14 protein-coding genes are annotated in these 16065 nt (G+C 43.5%); 5 read left to right on the top strand and 9 right to left on the bottom strand.

All coding sequences use genetic code 11. The features are described from left to right. Nucleotides 1-422 precede the first annotated feature (422 nt). Both FFM78_RS12860 and dhaS read left to right on the top strand, forming a co-directional pair. Nucleotides 423-2060 (top strand): APC family permease, encoded by a 1638-nt coding sequence (locus FFM78_RS12860; protein ID WP_137638799.1) that lies wholly within the window; start codon nt 423-425, stop codon nt 2058-2060. A 113-nt stretch (nt 2061-2173) separates the two neighbouring features. Next, the gene (dhaS, locus tag FFM78_RS12855) at nt 2174-2731 is read left to right on the top strand and encodes a dihydroxyacetone kinase transcriptional activator DhaS (protein ID WP_137638798.1); all 558 of its coding nucleotides are present in this window, start codon (nt 2174-2176) and stop codon (nt 2729-2731) included. Between the two features lie 44 nt (nt 2732-2775). On the opposite strand, the gene smpB is transcribed toward dhaS, so the two are convergent. From smpB to FFM78_RS12835, 4 genes are all read right to left on the bottom strand, one after another. Continuing rightward, nucleotides 2776-3243, bottom strand: coding sequence for an SsrA-binding protein SmpB (gene smpB / locus FFM78_RS12850; RefSeq protein WP_137638797.1), 468 nt, complete (start codon nt 3241-3243; stop codon nt 2776-2778). 41 nt (nt 3244-3284) lie between these two features. Beyond that, nucleotides 3285-5777, bottom strand: coding sequence for a ribonuclease R (gene rnr, locus FFM78_RS12845; RefSeq protein WP_137638796.1), 2493 nt, complete (start codon nt 5775-5777; stop codon nt 3285-3287). Between the two features lie 79 nt (nt 5778-5856). Then, nucleotides 5857-6093, bottom strand: coding sequence for a preprotein translocase subunit SecG (gene secG / locus FFM78_RS12840; protein WP_003679711.1), 237 nt, complete (start codon nt 6091-6093; stop codon nt 5857-5859). Nucleotides 6094-6252: 159 nt separating this feature from the next. Continuing rightward, complete coding sequence (locus FFM78_RS12835; protein ID WP_137638795.1) at nt 6253-7803, bottom strand: ClC family H(+)/Cl(-) exchange transporter; 1551 nt, start codon at nt 7801-7803, stop codon at nt 6253-6255. A 228-nt stretch (nt 7804-8031) separates the two neighbouring features. Here FFM78_RS12835 and FFM78_RS12830 point away from each other — a divergent pair, with 228 nt between their 5' ends. Then, nucleotides 8032-8253, top strand: coding sequence for a hypothetical protein (locus tag FFM78_RS12830; RefSeq protein ID WP_137638794.1), 222 nt, complete (start codon nt 8032-8034; stop codon nt 8251-8253). Nucleotides 8254-8306: 53 nt separating this feature from the next. Here FFM78_RS12830 and FFM78_RS12825 read toward each other — a convergent pair whose 3' ends face one another. The 4 genes from FFM78_RS12825 to FFM78_RS12810 form a co-directional block, all read right to left on the bottom strand. Continuing rightward, complete coding sequence (locus FFM78_RS12825; protein WP_137638793.1) at nt 8307-10841, bottom strand: M1 family metallopeptidase; 2535 nt, start codon at nt 10839-10841, stop codon at nt 8307-8309. A 319-nt stretch (nt 10842-11160) separates the two neighbouring features. Continuing rightward, complete coding sequence (locus FFM78_RS12820) at nt 11161-12204, bottom strand: zinc-dependent alcohol dehydrogenase family protein (RefSeq protein WP_137638792.1); 1044 nt, start codon at nt 12202-12204, stop codon at nt 11161-11163. 235 nt (nt 12205-12439) lie between these two features. Then, nucleotides 12440-13441: a serine hydrolase gene (locus FFM78_RS12815; RefSeq protein ID WP_223877090.1), complete on the bottom strand. Its 1002-nt coding sequence runs from the start codon at nt 13439-13441 to the stop codon at nt 12440-12442. A 248-nt stretch (nt 13442-13689) separates the two neighbouring features. Further along, entirely contained in the window at nt 13690-14103 is a 414-nt protein-coding gene (locus tag FFM78_RS12810; protein WP_137638791.1) for a NusG domain II-containing protein, read from the bottom strand. Nucleotides 14104-14370: 267 nt separating this feature from the next. Between FFM78_RS12810 and FFM78_RS12805 the strand changes: the two genes are divergently transcribed. After that, nucleotides 14371-14964: a type IV toxin-antitoxin system AbiEi family antitoxin domain-containing protein gene (locus FFM78_RS12805; protein ID WP_137638790.1), complete on the top strand. Its 594-nt coding sequence runs from the start codon at nt 14371-14373 to the stop codon at nt 14962-14964. Next, a complete protein-coding gene (locus tag FFM78_RS12800) occupies nt 14961-15803 on the top strand; it encodes a nucleotidyl transferase AbiEii/AbiGii toxin family protein (protein WP_137638789.1) in 843 nt (280 codons plus the stop codon). Before FFM78_RS12805 ends, FFM78_RS12800 begins: the two co-directional genes overlap by 4 nt. Nucleotides 15804-15980: 177 nt before the next feature. Here the strand turns inward: FFM78_RS12800 and FFM78_RS14215 are convergent. Continuing rightward, nucleotides 15981-16065: IS3 family transposase (locus tag FFM78_RS14215; protein ID WP_137637389.1), on the bottom strand; the 85-nt coding region annotated here is incomplete at its 5' end.

The raw sequence follows: 16065 nt of genomic DNA, 5'->3' as shown, positions 1-16065 counted from the left end.
CCTTGAATTAATTCAAATACAGCCTTAATTTTTGTTTCTTTTGAAAACATGATAAAACCCCCAGATTTGGATTTCTCCAATTCTGGGGGTTCAGTTCAAATTTCATTACTGAAATTGGCTTTTTTTAGTACCGAATAACGGCTAAAAAAGCGCAAGCATTCAGCGCCTTTAAACTGCTGGTTAAAGGTGTTCAGAGTGAAATTAACACTTTCGGACTAGTATTTTCATGGCCTTTTCACTATACTAGATAAGGTTGATTTTTATTTAGTACCAATGTGTTTGTACCCTAAACGTTGATCGCCATTTTTTCAAATACATGCTATAGCAGAAAGGACGATTGTCATGTGTGCCGCCGGCTTTTGCCAAAATAACCCGCCATTACCACCAAAGTAGTCGTTACTCACTATTCTTGGAGGTAAATTATGGAAAAACTAGAATTAGAAAGCGCTAATCGCAATTATTTAAAATGGCCGGTGATTGCCTTAATGGATTTTGTCACCGTCATTGGTTTCGATGATATTATTTATAATTTCCAAAATCAAGGCCTCGGCGTCGTTACGTCGTGGGTCGTTATGCTTTTTGTTTACGTCTTACCTTATTCACTGATGGTCGGTCATTTAGGGTCAGTTTTCAGTTCTGAAGGTGGCGGTTTGACCTCGTGGGTTCGCGGCACCAGTGGCGATAAAGTTGGTTATTTTGCGGCCTGGTTCTATTGGGTAGTTGGTTTACCCTATATCGTCGATGTCGCCAATTCAGTGGTGATCGCCTTCGGTTGGTTGATCCGCGGCAATGGGAACGTGGACGCCTATATGTCCAAGGCCATGTTCGGTATTTTGACCACAATCGTCTTTGTCGGCTTTATCTTCTTCGAACATTTATTTAAAAATAAATCACTGGCGATCATGAGTGTGATCGGTGGTAGCGCTATGTTCATCATGACAGTTTTATTTGTTCTGATGACCGCAGTCGCTTTGACCAAAGGTGGCCATATTGCGACCCAGCCATTTACCCCAAAAGCATTTATCCCTAAAATTGATGGCCACTTCTTCACGACCTTAGGCCTATTGATTTTTGCCATGAATGGATCGGAATTAGTGGCACCTTACGTAACGGATATGAAAAATCCGCGCAAAGATTTTCCTAAGGCGATGATCATGATCGCGGTTATGACTGCCTTTTTAACCGTCTTCGGCTCATTTTCACTAGGCGTCTTTTTTAACGCCCACCATTTACCGAATGATCTAAAAATGAATGGGTCTTACTACGCGTTCTTAGCGTTGGGCCAACACTTTGGTTGGGGTAAAATCTTGATGTACATTTTTGCAGTCACCCAAGCCATCTATATGTGCGCTCAGCTTGCCGTTTTGCTTGATGCTGGCACCCGGGTATTTCTCGGCGACATCAGCAAAAAATACATGCCAAAACAATTATCAAAACTTAACGCAGATGGGCTGCCGATCAATGGCTACTGGATGACCACAGCGATCTGTGCAGTGATCATGTTTTTAGGCGGCTTACTGCCACAGATCAACGATATCTTTAACTGGCTATTAAACTTAAACGGAATCGTCTCACCATTTGCAACCTGCTTCTTGTTCTGGGCCTTTATGATGGTGCGTCTCCACAGCGACCGCTACCCAACACCTGCCTATAAGTACATCAAAAATGATCATCTCGGTTTCAGTGTCGGGATTTGGATGTTTGTTGTCACTTTCTTTTCAGCCGTGGCCGCCTTCTTTCCGACTGACGCCAAACCGGGCACACAATTATGGACTGATTCTTTGATCATGAATATTGTCGTCACGATCGGTCTTTGTGCCATCGGCTTGATCATGCCGATCATTGCTCGCCGGCAACGGGAAAATAACGGTGGTAACGCCTTTACCCCTAATCAATGGCTGGTCAACCTCATTTTAACGGTGATCGCATTGGCCGTTGGCTACTGGATATCCCGAATCAACAGTCTTAGCGTTTTATTACGTTTGATCTTAATTTTATTAGTGATCGCATTATTCAGTTTAAGTTTGCGGTTAATTTACCGCCGACCAGCTAAAGCTTAATTAAATTTGAGGGCTAGAACAAAAAATTCATTCCAGCTCTTTTTTTAGCCAAATATGCTACATTATAAGTAACGGTTACCGCGCAGCTAAACTCGAAAAGAGAAGGTTTCTTCATGCCATCAATCACGCAACAACAAATCGCCACTGCCTTTAAAACACTGATGCTGACCAAGGCTTTTAAGCAGATCAGTGTGACGATGATCATGCAACAAGCTCAGTTACGGCGGCAAACTTTTTATGAGTATTTTCAAGATAAATATGACCTGCTGGCTTGGATTTTTAATACCGAGGCTGGTACTGCGCTCGAAGAAAACTTGGACTTTGAGCACTGGACCTCTTCCTTATTGGACCTACTAAATTATTTAGAAGATAACCGAACCTTTTATCGCAACGCACTGGCTATCAGTGAACAGAACTCCTTTGATCAATATTTTCTCGCCCATACCAAGCAATTAACAGATACTGTTGTCCGTGACCTTCTGAAAACAAAAAATATTCCGTTGACCGGCGACTACTTAAACTTTTTACGGGAATACTTTTCTCGCGCCGTAGTCAGTGTGATCGTCGATTGGTTGCAAAATGGCCAACCAACCACACCGCGCTATTTAAGCCAGCAATTACAAACCGTTATTGAAGATACCATCAGTGGCTTTCTCAAGCGGGTTCAATAAAAAAGCGCGCCACAAGTTGCTCACTTGTGACGCGTTTTTTAGTACTACCGATTCTTCATGACCCGCTGCAGCTCACGATCTTGATCGCGGCGTTTCAGCGTTTCACGTTTATCATAACTATGTTTACCTTTTGCCACGCCTAACAACAACTTAGCAAAACCGTGTTTTAAATAAACGCGCAGTGGCACCAAAGTGATCCCTGTGCCTTTGGTAGCTTCAAGTAACTTTTTAATTTCTTTTTTCTGTAATAATAATTTCCGATTACGTAGTGGATCAACATTAAACTGATTGCCTTGTTCGTAAGGGCTGATGTGAACATTTTCCAACCACACTTCACCTTGACGTACCCGGGCAAATCCATCCTTTAGGTTGATCCGTCCGTTACGGACTGATTTGATCTCCGTGCCGGTCAGTACTAAACCAGCTTCGTAAGTTTCCAATATAGTGTAATCGTGACGCGCCTTTTTATTCTGCGCTAAAACATTATCAGTTGATTTTGTTTTTTTAGCCACTCCGATCACCTCTACTTTAGTTAATTATCCGCTGGGAAAATTTATTTGTGGTTGCCGTGGCCTTGACTATTGCGGATCGTAAAGGGATGGTTGCTATTGCCACCACCAGTACGTTGGTTGCGACTACCGCTATTACCATTGCTAGCACCAGAATGATTACGATTACCACCATTGTTGCTGGCGCCGGTGCGTTTATGGTTGCCGGATTGGCTACCATTGCGGTTGCCCCGATAGCCACCACGGCTATTGCCATTACGATTGCTGTTACCACCAGGTCGCCGATTATTGCCACCATCACGATGTTGGAAGTTACGCCGTGGTTTGGGCCGTTCAACTAGATCGCCTAAATCACTAGTTGGCGTATTTTCATCTGGTAATAATTTAAAGTTGATCTGGCTTTGATCCATATCGACATCCGTTAAAGTCACCTTAACGGGCTGACCGACACGATAAGTTTTCTTGGTATGTTCGCCGACCATCGCCATGTAACTTTCAATAAAGTTATAATAGTCATCACCCATTGTGGAAATATGGACTAAGCCTTCAACTGTGTTCGGTAATTCAATGAATAAACCGAACTTAGTAACGGAACTAACCACCGCATCAAAGTCTTCCCCAACATGCGGCAACATAAATTCGGCTTTCTTTAAGTCATCCGTATCCCGTTCAGCATCAATCGAACGCCGTTCCATTTCTGAACTGTGTTTAGCGATATCAGCTAATTGGTCACGATATTGATCTTGTGCTTCTTCGTCAGTGCCATTTTCCATGTACCAATGGATCAAGCGATGAACCATTAAATCAGGGTACCGGCGAATAGGTGACGTAAAATGAGTGTAGTATTGCGCGGCCAAACCGAAATGGCCTAACAGTTGATCGGCGTATTTCGCTTGTTTCATACTACGCAACATCATGATCTGAATAACAGGCTGCACCGGTTGGCCTTCAATTTTAGCCAATACAGCTTGCAACATCCGCGGCTTAATATTCTCACTATCGCCTTTAGCGACGACCCCAATATTATTGATAAATTCGTAGAAGGCCCGCATTTTCTCACTATCTGGGGTTTCATGAACCCGGTATAAGAAAGGAACGTACAACTTATTGTAATGTTCCGCAACGGTTTCATTAGCTGCCAACATGAAGGATTCGATCATCCGTTCACTGGTTCCGCGTTCTGCAACCTCGATGTCGATCGGATGACCATCTTCGTCAACGATGATCTTAGCTTCAGGCTTATCAAAATCAATTGCGCCCCGATCATGCCGCATTTTGAATAAAATTTTGTGTAGCTCGCCCATCTGCTCAAACATTGGAACTAATTCAGCATATTGAGCGCGCACTTCCGCATCGTTTTCGTCCAAAATCTGGTTAACTGCCTTATAAGTCATCCGCGCCGAGCTTTTGATCACTGCTGGAAAGATCTCATGTTTGACCACTTGGCCTTGACCGTCGATCTCCATTTCACAGGTCATCGTCAAACGTTCAACTTGGGGGTTCAATGAACAGATACCGTTAGATAAGCGTTCTGGCAGCATGGGTAAAACACGATCCGTTAAATAGGTACTGGTCCCGCGGTCAAAGGCTTCGGCATTTAAGGCCGTCCCTGGCCGCACATAATGGGCAACATCAGCAATACTGACGCCTAAATGGTAATGGCCGTTAGCCATTTTCCAAACGACTACCGCATCATCAAAGTCTTTAGAAGTATCCCCGTCAATAGTCACAAAATCTTGATCCGTTAAATCGCGCCGGCCTTGTTTTTCAGCTGGTAAAACTTCACTGGGAATTTCGTTGGCTTCCGCCAGAACCGCGTCGGGAAACTCAGTGGGAATACCGTGCCGATAAACGATCGACAAAATATCAACACCGGGAGCATTTTTATTACCTAGATCCTGCTTAGCGATCCCCAACATGCTCTTAGGGTTATCAAGACTTGGAAATTTAGTAATATCAACGACTACCATATCACCATCCTGCGGTTGCACGCCGTCATCGGTGATGAAAACCGGCACGTCCTGTAAGCTACGTTGGGTTAAACTAACGTAGCCGTACTGCCCAGAACTTGCAATTTGGCTCGGGGGAAAACCGGTAAATTCACCAACCACCGTCGTAAAATTACGGGTGATAATGTTCGTGATCTTACCTTCAGGCCCCTTACCACTATTCGGTATAGCTTCTTTGATCACTTCGGCCTCAACTTCATCGCCATTTAAAGCAAATACCGTATTGTCGGCTGACACATAAACGTCAGGTAATTCCGGATCATAGCTAATAAAACCAAAACCACGGTCGTTGGCGTGAAAAACACCACTTACCTTTTGGCGCTCAACGGCCACACCAAAGTGACCGCTGCCATTTAACTTAATTTTTTTAGCCTGTTGTAATTGTGTTAATGTTTGCACTAAAACTTTAAATGCAGCAGCATTACGTAAATGCAACTGTTGATCTAATTCTTCAGCCGTAAAATAATGATTGGCGTGTTTAGTTAAAAAATCTAATACTTCTGCTTGAAATAATTCAGCGTTTTTCAAAGTAACCCTCATTTCTTATCGTAAAATTCCCTTTAATCAGCAAAAAACCCCCTGCAATAAATACAGGAGGTTGTGGCGACTAGTGTGATGACACGTAAGCCAAAGCTAGCGAGAATACGAAAAAGAGAACGCCTAAAACGATCGTTACTTTTTGCATAAACGCTTCAAAACCACGTGCCTTTTGTTTACCGAATAGGTCCTGTGCACCGCCGGATAAGGCGCTTAATGCATCTTGTTGTTTGCTTGGCTGCATTAAGACCGCGATTACGATTAGTACAGAAACAATCAACAACAGGGTTAAGATAGTGTTGTACACCCTAGTTTCCTCCTAACATTCAAACTAATTCATGTGCTATCTTGTAGTCACTAAGTTAGTATTCAATGACTGGCCAATTTATTGTGACCAACCGGTTAAGTTCAATAGTAGTATTATACCATTGATTATCCCAGAACAAAACTAAAATCATCAAGTTTGTCAATTCTTAGGCTGACTAGCAATGGCCATCAATTGGTGGCGCACTGAACCACGCTGTTCACAAGTTGTTGCGACGATCAACATATCCCCAGCACGTAATAAGGTATCTCCATGCGGGATCAATTCCCGATTTTGCCGGCGAATAGCGATCAATAATCCCTCTTGCGGCCATTGAACGTCACGGACTTGATCATCTTCTAACGGACTACCAGCAAAAACTGGGATCTCTAAACGATCATTTTCTCCATTGGCTGCTGGCGGTGTTGGCGTAGCCGTTAAGCGATTCAGTAACGACTCATAGATCGGTGCGCCGCCTAGCAGATCCACCACCAAATAAGCCACTAGCGACACTAACGCCAACGGCATTAAATGGCGCAGATCACCAACCATTTCAGTGATCAATAAAATCGCAGTAAACGGTGCCTTACCAATACCCGCAAAATAACCTGCCATGGCAAAGATCACAAAATTCATGATGTACATTGCCGGCATCAACTGCCATTGTGCAAACAACGTGCCTAGCAATGCACCAATCAAAGCGCCTAAGGTCAGAATCGGCAGAAAAATTCCCCCAGGTAAACCAGAACCATACGAAATCATGGAAAAAATAAAGCGCAATAAGAATAACGCCAACAGCGGCCAAAAACTAGGTAACTTAGTTGCTAACCCTAAAATAACTAGATTGCCACCACCTAAACTATGCGGCCAAAAATAACCGATCGGGATCACCACTAACAAGGGCACCACACCATGAAAATAACGGGGCAACCCTTTTAGATGACCATACCAACGGGGTAAGGCTAGTAAAACGCGCTGATAGAAGTAGCCCAGCAATCCTAAAACGATTCCTAAAACAATTAACTCCCAATATAAATGTAACGGAAAACTATAAGCATAGCGCATATGTAATACTGGGATCAAGCCAAAGAAATTTAACGAAATAAAATCCGCAGCAATGGCACTGGCCAGAGAAGTCATCCACACTAACGGTGAAAAATTATGGTAAATTTCTTCCAACACAAACAAGGTGCCAGCAATTGGTGCATTAAAGGCAGCCGCCAAGCCAGCAGCGGCGCCGCTGGCCAACATGATCCGCTTTTCCGATTCCGAATGGCCCAGCCGGGTAGCCACTCCTTGCCCAACCGCGGCCCCTAATTGGATCGACGGTCCTTCCCGACCAAGAAATAAACCTGGTCCAATTCCCAATACGCCGGCCGTAAACTTACGCCACAACACAGGCCACCAGCCAATGGTCAAATCTCCGTCTAGCTGGCCTTCGACTTGCGGAATGCCGGAACCCATTATATTCGGCTCACCTTTAACTAATAAACCGATCACTCCTGCTAGACAAATACTGACCACCACCAGTGGCAATAGCCAAACCGGATGAAAATGTAACCATTGGTACATCTTAATCACACGATCCAAACTGATCTCGATCAATAAACGAAATGTACTGACCACCACGCCACTTAATAACCCCACGATCAGCCCTTTTAAAATAAATTTAAACCGCGTACTATCCAATTGTTTAAATTTTTGCCAATACACAGATTGGTCACCACCTAACCGCAAACCGTTTACATCTATAATACCCTATGCCAAGGAATCACGCAATTGTCCTTTGGTCATGCGCACGTGGTTCCATATATTTACCGTGCAGATAGTGATACAATTTATAATGTGATACTTATTTTAAAACTAATAAGTGGTTGAAAAGAGCTGACGTATGTAAATTGTTGCCGGAGTAATGAATAAAATTATCGAAAGGAGATCACCATGAATAATATTTTAACGTTAAAATTAGCTAATGGTCAAACTATCACTTTAGAAGAAGTTTCCACAGTCGCGGTTACGACCAACGATGCCGTCATCGAAACTACCAGCCATGATTTTCTAAATATTGGCCGGGCTACTAGCTATGATATTACCTATCAAGGTAGTGAACATAAACAATTCAACGCAAAGGATATTCTCAGTGCTGAAGTTGTTGAGAAATAAAAGCAAGCAAAAAACCTTACCAGTTGCATTGGTAAGGTTTTTTAAGTGGCGATTTAAGCAATAACAGCGGCAACTGCCGCATTAACTGCTTCCTGTTCGGCGGCGATCAGTGCCACCCGACTGGTGATTATTTTAATGTCCATTGTGATCTCTCGGGTCAAACCTGGCGTCGCTAATTTAGGCTCGAAGAAAGTCTTAAATTCCGCTAACCGCGTTGGTGTGTGGAAGATTCCCGCAGTAACCGTGATGTACGTTGAAAATTCCATGTCACCACCCACAGTGTCTTCCAGCCACTGCCAATCATTGCGCAGCCAATCCCAAGCTGCCTGTTGACCGGCATCATTAGCTAAAACACCACGGTACCAAGCCCGCAGATCCTGTGGTTTGATCGTGTCGGCATCCGCAAATTTTGCCAACAAAAGCTTGATCAAGGCAGGATCTGGCGTGCTAGTCAAAGCAGCACATAAATCCGCTTTGTAGCTTGCATCAGCAGACTGGCGATAGGCAGCTAAAAGCCGTTCAAACAGTGTCGTGCTGCCAAAATGCTTAACCTCATTGCGCAAAACGAACACCCGAACATCGGCTGGTAAGGCCGCTAACTTGGTCTTATTAGCCGTAAATAGATCATGAGCGGCCGCGACAGCCTGGGCGTTTTTAGCGTATAAAGCAGCGCTTAAAACGTAAGGCCGTGTCAATTGATCATCGTTGGATTCGTTTGGTACAGCTGTCCAGCCTAAACGCGCAACCTGGGCCCGACTTAATTGGTCAAATAAGGTTTGTAAGTTTTGTTCAGCCGGTGAATGCGGCGTGACAAATTTCTTCAAATTACCGGCTACTTGATACAAAGCAGCGTTAACAACAGTTGAATGACTAGTCGCAAAACGTGCCAGCAAAGGCACAATTTCTGCGTAAGCGATTTGGTGCCCTTCCGCTAATAAACGCAGATCTTGTAAAATTTGCAACTGATCAATGGCGCTTAACGAAGTGATATTAGCCAAAATATCCTGCAACAAAGTATGGTCATATTTGACGATGAAATGTGAATTATTCCCTACATTCAAGCGGAACGGCTGCCCATTGGCCTGACGTAATTCAGCGTAGTCCCCTAAAGTTAAACTTGTTCGCGCTAAAATTGCCGGTACCGTGGCGTAGTTACTGTGTAACGGAATTTGCCATTGGCGGTCAACTTCATGACCAGCCCCAATAAAGAATTGCTGTTGGCGTAAGGTCAATTGCCCGTCAACCACAGCAACTGCAACCACGGGATAACCAGGCTGTTCCAGCCATGAATTCATGATCACCCCAACGTCGATCGCTGAAGCAGTTCCCAATGCCTGCCATAAATCGGCACCAGTTGCATTGCCATACTGATGGGCAGCAAAGTAAGCCTTTAAGCCAGCACGTAGCGCATCGTCACCTAACATAGCACGCACCATGACCAGCATTCGCGCCCCTTTGGCATAAACGATCGCACTGTCAAATAAGGCGTCGATCTCGGCCGGATTTTCAACTTGTACATGGACAGACTGCACGCCGTCAGTCGCATCCCGTTGTAATGCGGCTGCGGCTTCAGAAGTCTGGAAAGTTTCCCAAATATGCCATTCCGGCTCCAGTGCATCCACCGCAACGTATTCCATCATGTTGGCAAAACTTTCATTAAGCCACAGATCATCCCACCACTTCATAGTGACCAGATCGCCGAACCATTGGTGGGCTAATTCATGAGCGATCACAGTAGCCACACGCTGCTTCATTTCCAACGCAGTGTTATCTGGATCCAATACCAGATAAGCCTCACGATAAGTAACTAGTCCCCAATTTTCCATCGCACCGGCAGAAAAATCAGGTAGCGCCAACTGCCAAGAATGAGGCAACGGATAAGGTGTTTGGTAAAAATCTTCATAGAATTCGATGGCTCGTTTGGCAATATCCAATGCAAAATCTAATTCGTTGGTCTGATGGGCTTTAGTGGCAAAAACACCAACTTGAACACCACTTTTAGTTGTCGTTAATTTACGCTGTAACTCGCCAAAAGCGAAGGCAATCAAGTATGTGGACATGCGCACCGTTGTGTCAAAATAATGAACGCCCTTTTCTGTTCTTACTTCCGGCATATTGCTGATGATCGTTTCCCCAGCATGTTCATCAAATTTGATTGCTAAGTCAAAGGTGGCCTTTGCCTCAGGTTCATCGACACAAGGAAAAGCCTGCCGCGCCGCAGTAGTTTCAAACTGTGTGCCGATAATTTGCTTCTTCACACCCGCAACTTCGTAATAAGAAGGATAGATGCCCATCATTGAATCCGTTAAAGCAGCAGTGTAACTGATCTTCAACGTCACTTCACCGGCTTGGGCTAAGTCGATCCGCACCGCCTCGGCCGCATCATCAACGGTAAATGCAACATCTTGCCCAGCAATCTGCACGGTGGTAATCGCTAAGCCTTTTTGATGGATCGCAATGGCGGTTTGCTTAGCGATTCCGGTGATCGTCGTTTCCCCACTAATTTTTTTAGTCGCTCGCTGGATATCTAAATAAATATTATAATGCGTTGGTTGAAACAACTGATAAAAACGTGTCAATTCTGTCATAAGTACCTCCTCGAATCGTTTGATAATTACATTATACGACATTCAACCAAAAACAGCTGCTGCAGAACTTGATCTGCAACAGCTGTTGATAGTGAAGCCTGCGTTAACACAATTCTAATCATGAGCAGTCCTTACACCAGGTGCAATAGGAAAGTGGAAAAAGTTGCCTGATGGAACCTGGCTTGCCTGTATTGTTTGGAAGAAAAAACCGAGTTGCACCATAAATTACTTATACCACCGCTCTATTTAAATGCAAAAATTGGCTTCTAAATAAATAACGGTGCAATTTCTGTAGGTTAAAATCAAGCTGTAACCTTTTTTAAAGCTCACTGATTGTTATCAATGATTTAATGGCCGTCCGCTGGTCCATGGCTGCATAGGCATTTTGGATGTGATCAAGATCAAAGCGCTGCGTGAAAACCTTACCAGGCTGAATTTTACCGTTTAAAACGGCGGTCAGCAAAACGGCCCGGTCATCCGTTGTCACGGAAGCGATGCCGCCGCGTAACCCAATATTACGCCAGAATAATTCATTCGTGTTCATTTCGGCCTTTTGTGGGACACCAACGCGCCCAACAATAGCTCCAGGCCGGCCGACCTTAACTGCGGTTGCAACAGATTGTTCTGTCCCCACGCATTCAAGCACTGCGTCAGCACCATTATTATTGGTTAATTCTAGTACCCGTTTAACGGCAGCAGCACCACGTTCCGGAACGATGTCCGTCGCACCAAACTCACGAGCTAATTTTTGCCGATCAGCGTGTCGACTCATGGCAATGATCCGTTTTGCACCGCGCAATTTAGCGGCGATCACACCACACAAACCGACAGCGCCATCACCAAAAACAACCACGGTGGCGCCAGCCTTGACTTCCGCACTGGCCGCAGCGTGATACCCAGTCGCCATAACATCGGCCAAAGCTAAAAATGAATTGAGCATTTCATCGGAATAGGTTTTCGGATCACCTGGGATCTTGACCAGTGCCCAATTAGCGCTGGCAAAGCGTAAATATTCACCTTGATAACCACCATTGCCACCAGCTTCTTGGTTCAAGCAATCACCATCAAAACCGGCTAAACAAGCGGCGCAGTGGCCACAGCCATGGGTGAAGGGCGCGATAACAAAATCACCAACTTTTATGTCAGTCACGGCTGCACCAACTTCTTCGACCACACCAATGGCTTCGTGACCAACTAACGAATTAGGTTCACGTTTGGCAATTCCCCGGTACCACCACAGATCTGATCCACACACGCAAGCCCGAACAATACGAATGATCGCATCCGTCGGCTTTTCAATTTTTGGTTTGTCAACCTCTTGCACAACAACTTTCCCTGGTTCCATAAACACTGCTGCTTTCAAAAAAACATCTCCTTGATTTCATTTAACAGGTCTAGCATAAACCTTGAAGTGCACACTAAGGCAAGTATTTTGGCTTATTTTCAGTACTAAAATTTTCCAGCGCACTGATCCAGCAATTATCAGTTCACAAATAGTCCTATAGCTACTGAGATCAGTAGTCATAGGACTATTTTATGGTAACTATTGCCAGTATTGCACCGACGATCTGACTTATCTAAACCTTTTGCAACACACGCTAATCAGCACTGTAGTTGATTAGCTGCGTACCGGCATTGGCACCGTAAACAATAGTTTGCACTTTGGCTGCAATTGCTGCGATCCGGGAAAAGTCTAACATCGTTTGATTGTGTCCGTGGGTCATGATCACCAAAATATAGCGCTGACCAGCACTGGTAGTGACGATGCCAGCATCATTATTGATGTCGTCTAAAAAGCCAACTTTATCAGCCACCGTGGCGCCACTGTCGACTGACGCCACCCCAGTTGGAATACCATCACGATAGATTTGCGCCTTCATTAAGGATAATAAATATTGCCGGTCGCTGGCATTGCTAAAAGCACCGGTGCCAGCAGCTAAGGCCTGTAATAGTTCCCGCAGGCTTTTGCTAGTCGTACTGGATGCTGTGCCATCACCATAAAAAACTGGACTAGCCCAACCTTGCCGTTTGATAAACGCATTGATCCTAGAACGACCATAAGTGGTCAAAATACGCTGTGGGTAATCATTGCTAGAATTGACCACCATCTGGTAAAAGCCACTTTTGTTGGCCGCTGTCCAACTGAACTTACCTGCTTTATGTAAGTGAAATAGATACGCCGCAATAAAAAGCTTATAAGTGCTAGCCGAAGTTTCTGTGGTCGTAGCATTGCTATTCACATTAATTTTACCGTTACCATACACCAACTGATCGGTGGTAGTAGCAGCCGTTGAGCCACTCGTCGCGGCCAAACTATAAAAACTAACACTGGCATCGCCATCGGCAGTTACTTTATCTAAGTAAGTTTGCAGATTTTGCGCAATAATGCTGCGCTTTTTATTGGCTGCTACTGTGGCCTTGCTCACAGTTGGGGTGCTGACTGACGCCGCTTGTGCGTGCGTTTGTTGCTCCGCATGATTATTTTCACTAACCAGATGCCAGCTTAGCAACCCAACCGTTATGACGCCTAACAATACAATGATCAACTCGATACGGCGTAAGCGGCGCCGATATTTTCTTTTGAGTCGATAATTATGCAAAATAAAATTTGCCTCCTACAACAAAAAAATTTAAAGCGTTAAACAACTAAGTCCGATTCTATCCCTCTTTAGCCCGTAGAACCACTTAAGATTTAATAAATAACAAGCGCCGGCTAATTTTTTATATTATTTTGTTTGAAGCAGCATCACGGTAACAGTGTATTCCTTGCTTAAATCACCCTAAAAATAGCAACGAAAAAAACATCATAATTTACAACGCTAAGCACACTTAAATTATGTCTTCCCAATTAAGGCTGAACCATGCCCGTTCCAGTACTACTATTCGCTTGTTTATCCTTACTCTTAATTTCAATAACAAGTTTATGCGGTAAGCAAATACTTTGCTGACCTAATTTGCTGATCCAGCTAGTATGGACGGCAACTTGATCCGGTGTATTATCCGCTTTATCTCTGATCTGATCGCCGGCAACTTCAATAACGTTATATTGACCGCGATGGGGATGGAGCACAAAGGTATAATGTTTTTTGTTAGCGGTCAGATCAACTTTCTTGACTACTTTGCGGTCAACTCGGATCGTGGCATATAACTCACTGGCTGCATTAACGGACCGTTGTTGCCACATAAAGATGCCAGTCGGTATAAAACAGAGAACGATCAAAAGAATAATGATCGGAATATCCAGCGGTTTAAGCATCTTCATTTCAGCACCCCCCTAAACGATCATTTTACGACAACCATAATAATACCAAAAAACGTTCTCCATTACTGTTAAGCCTTACGTAAAGATTGCTATTTTCTGAGCCAACGAGTAAATATAATTGATAAAAACTCGTGTTATTAGTAGATGAAGTATTAATCAATCAAGCCGAAACATAGTAAAGTCGTATCGAGAGTTGCGAATCACTTCTCTAACCTATATACTATAAATATAATAAATTATAGTATATAGGGAAGGAGCTTGATAGCAATGGATACTTTAACCCGACTGGAACATGACTACCCAACGTTCATTTACAAAACTGCACAAGAATACGGTTTATCCAAGGATAAAATCCGTGAATTATCAACTGATGGCACCATTGAAAAGATTGATCGTGGTATCTATATTTTCCCAGGCTATCTACTCGATGAATTTAGCTTGATCAGTCAAAAGTTCTCGCGCAGTGTCTTCTCGTTAGTCAGTGCCCTGATCATTCATGATTTAACTGATGAAATGCCGCTTCATTACGATCTGACCTTTCCTCAAGGATATCATCCAAGCGCCGCATCATTGAAAAAGTACCATATTAAGGCACGCTATCTATCGAAAAAGCGCTATTTACTTGGTATCGAAGCCGGCCAAACCGAAAACGGTGGTATGGTTCAAGTTTACTCCAAGGAACGAACCTTATTAGATGTTTGGGAATCAAAACAAATCCAACCCTACATCAAAAATGATGCGCTTAAAAAATATCTAGCAAGTTCACCTAGCGCAGAACAGCTTAAAGGCTTAACCGAAATCAAGAATAAATTATACCCAAACAGTACCTTGCTAAAAGTAATGGAGGTCTACCTGCAATGAGTGAAGTTGATAAAATTCTACCAATGATCAGCAAACGTGCCCGTGAGCTCGGCTACAATATTCAACACTTTCAGAAACTCTTTTTTCTAGAACACTTTTTAAAGCAAATCTCCGAATCTAATTATCGTCGATACTTCGTTCTTAAAGGTGGCTTCGAAATTCAAAGCTTAATTGGAATTGAAAATAGAATGACCCAAGATCTTGATGCAATCTATGTTGGACCAGCCTTGCAACCAGATAAATTAGCAACCGTTTTGAATGAAGTCTTCGAGCAATCCACCGATTATGTCAATTTTGCAATCAAGTCGATTGAACAAAAACAACTTGATGATGATTATCCCGGAATGCGTGTCAACCTGCTGGCACAAATGGGAAAAAGCAAAGTCAGTGTAAAGCTGGATATTTCAAAAGGTAATCCCTATGAGACGATTCCAATCATGCTTGATCACCAAAGTATTTTAAACGCCGATGAAAAGTTTCCAGTTTATGGCATCCCCGTTGAAAAAATCTTGGCAGACAAGTTATCAGCATTTCTAAATCATGGCATGTTAAACACTCGGGCTAAGGATTTGTTTGATGTTTACTCATTGTCCATTCTCTATCGAACTGACATTGATCTTGTGCTTTTAAAAAAAGAATTTTTCAAAAGCACGGCGTTTGATCATATCTCAGCCAAAACGATTGAAAATCGCTTAACTGAAATCAGTGCCCTATCCGATTCTGAAAGCTTACACACTTCATGGCAACAGTACCAGCAACAATATGACTATGCACAGTCAATCAACTACACGGCTGCACTAGAAGCACTTTTCGATCTCGTGAAAGAAATTAAGAATTAATACGCTAAAATTGATATTTCAAATCAATCGTAATATCAAAGTCAGGACAAAAGTCTTGGCCTTTTATCATGGACGGCACACCTGGCAACGCCGAAGGTAAATTAGAAATGGCAAGAAGGCACAAAAAGAAGCTCTACTTTTGCAGAGTGAACTGAACCCCATAAATTGGAGTAAATTTTAAGCAACTAACTGGTCGGAAAGATTTCGGTATTGAACCGGAGTTTTTCCGGCCAGTTTTGTTCTAATTCTTTTATTATTATAG

This window comes from Loigolactobacillus binensis (assembly GCF_005405165.1).
GTDB classification, from domain to species: Bacteria; Bacillota; Bacilli; order Lactobacillales; family Lactobacillaceae; genus Loigolactobacillus; species Loigolactobacillus binensis.
This window is presented reverse-complemented; position numbering and strand designations above follow the sequence as displayed.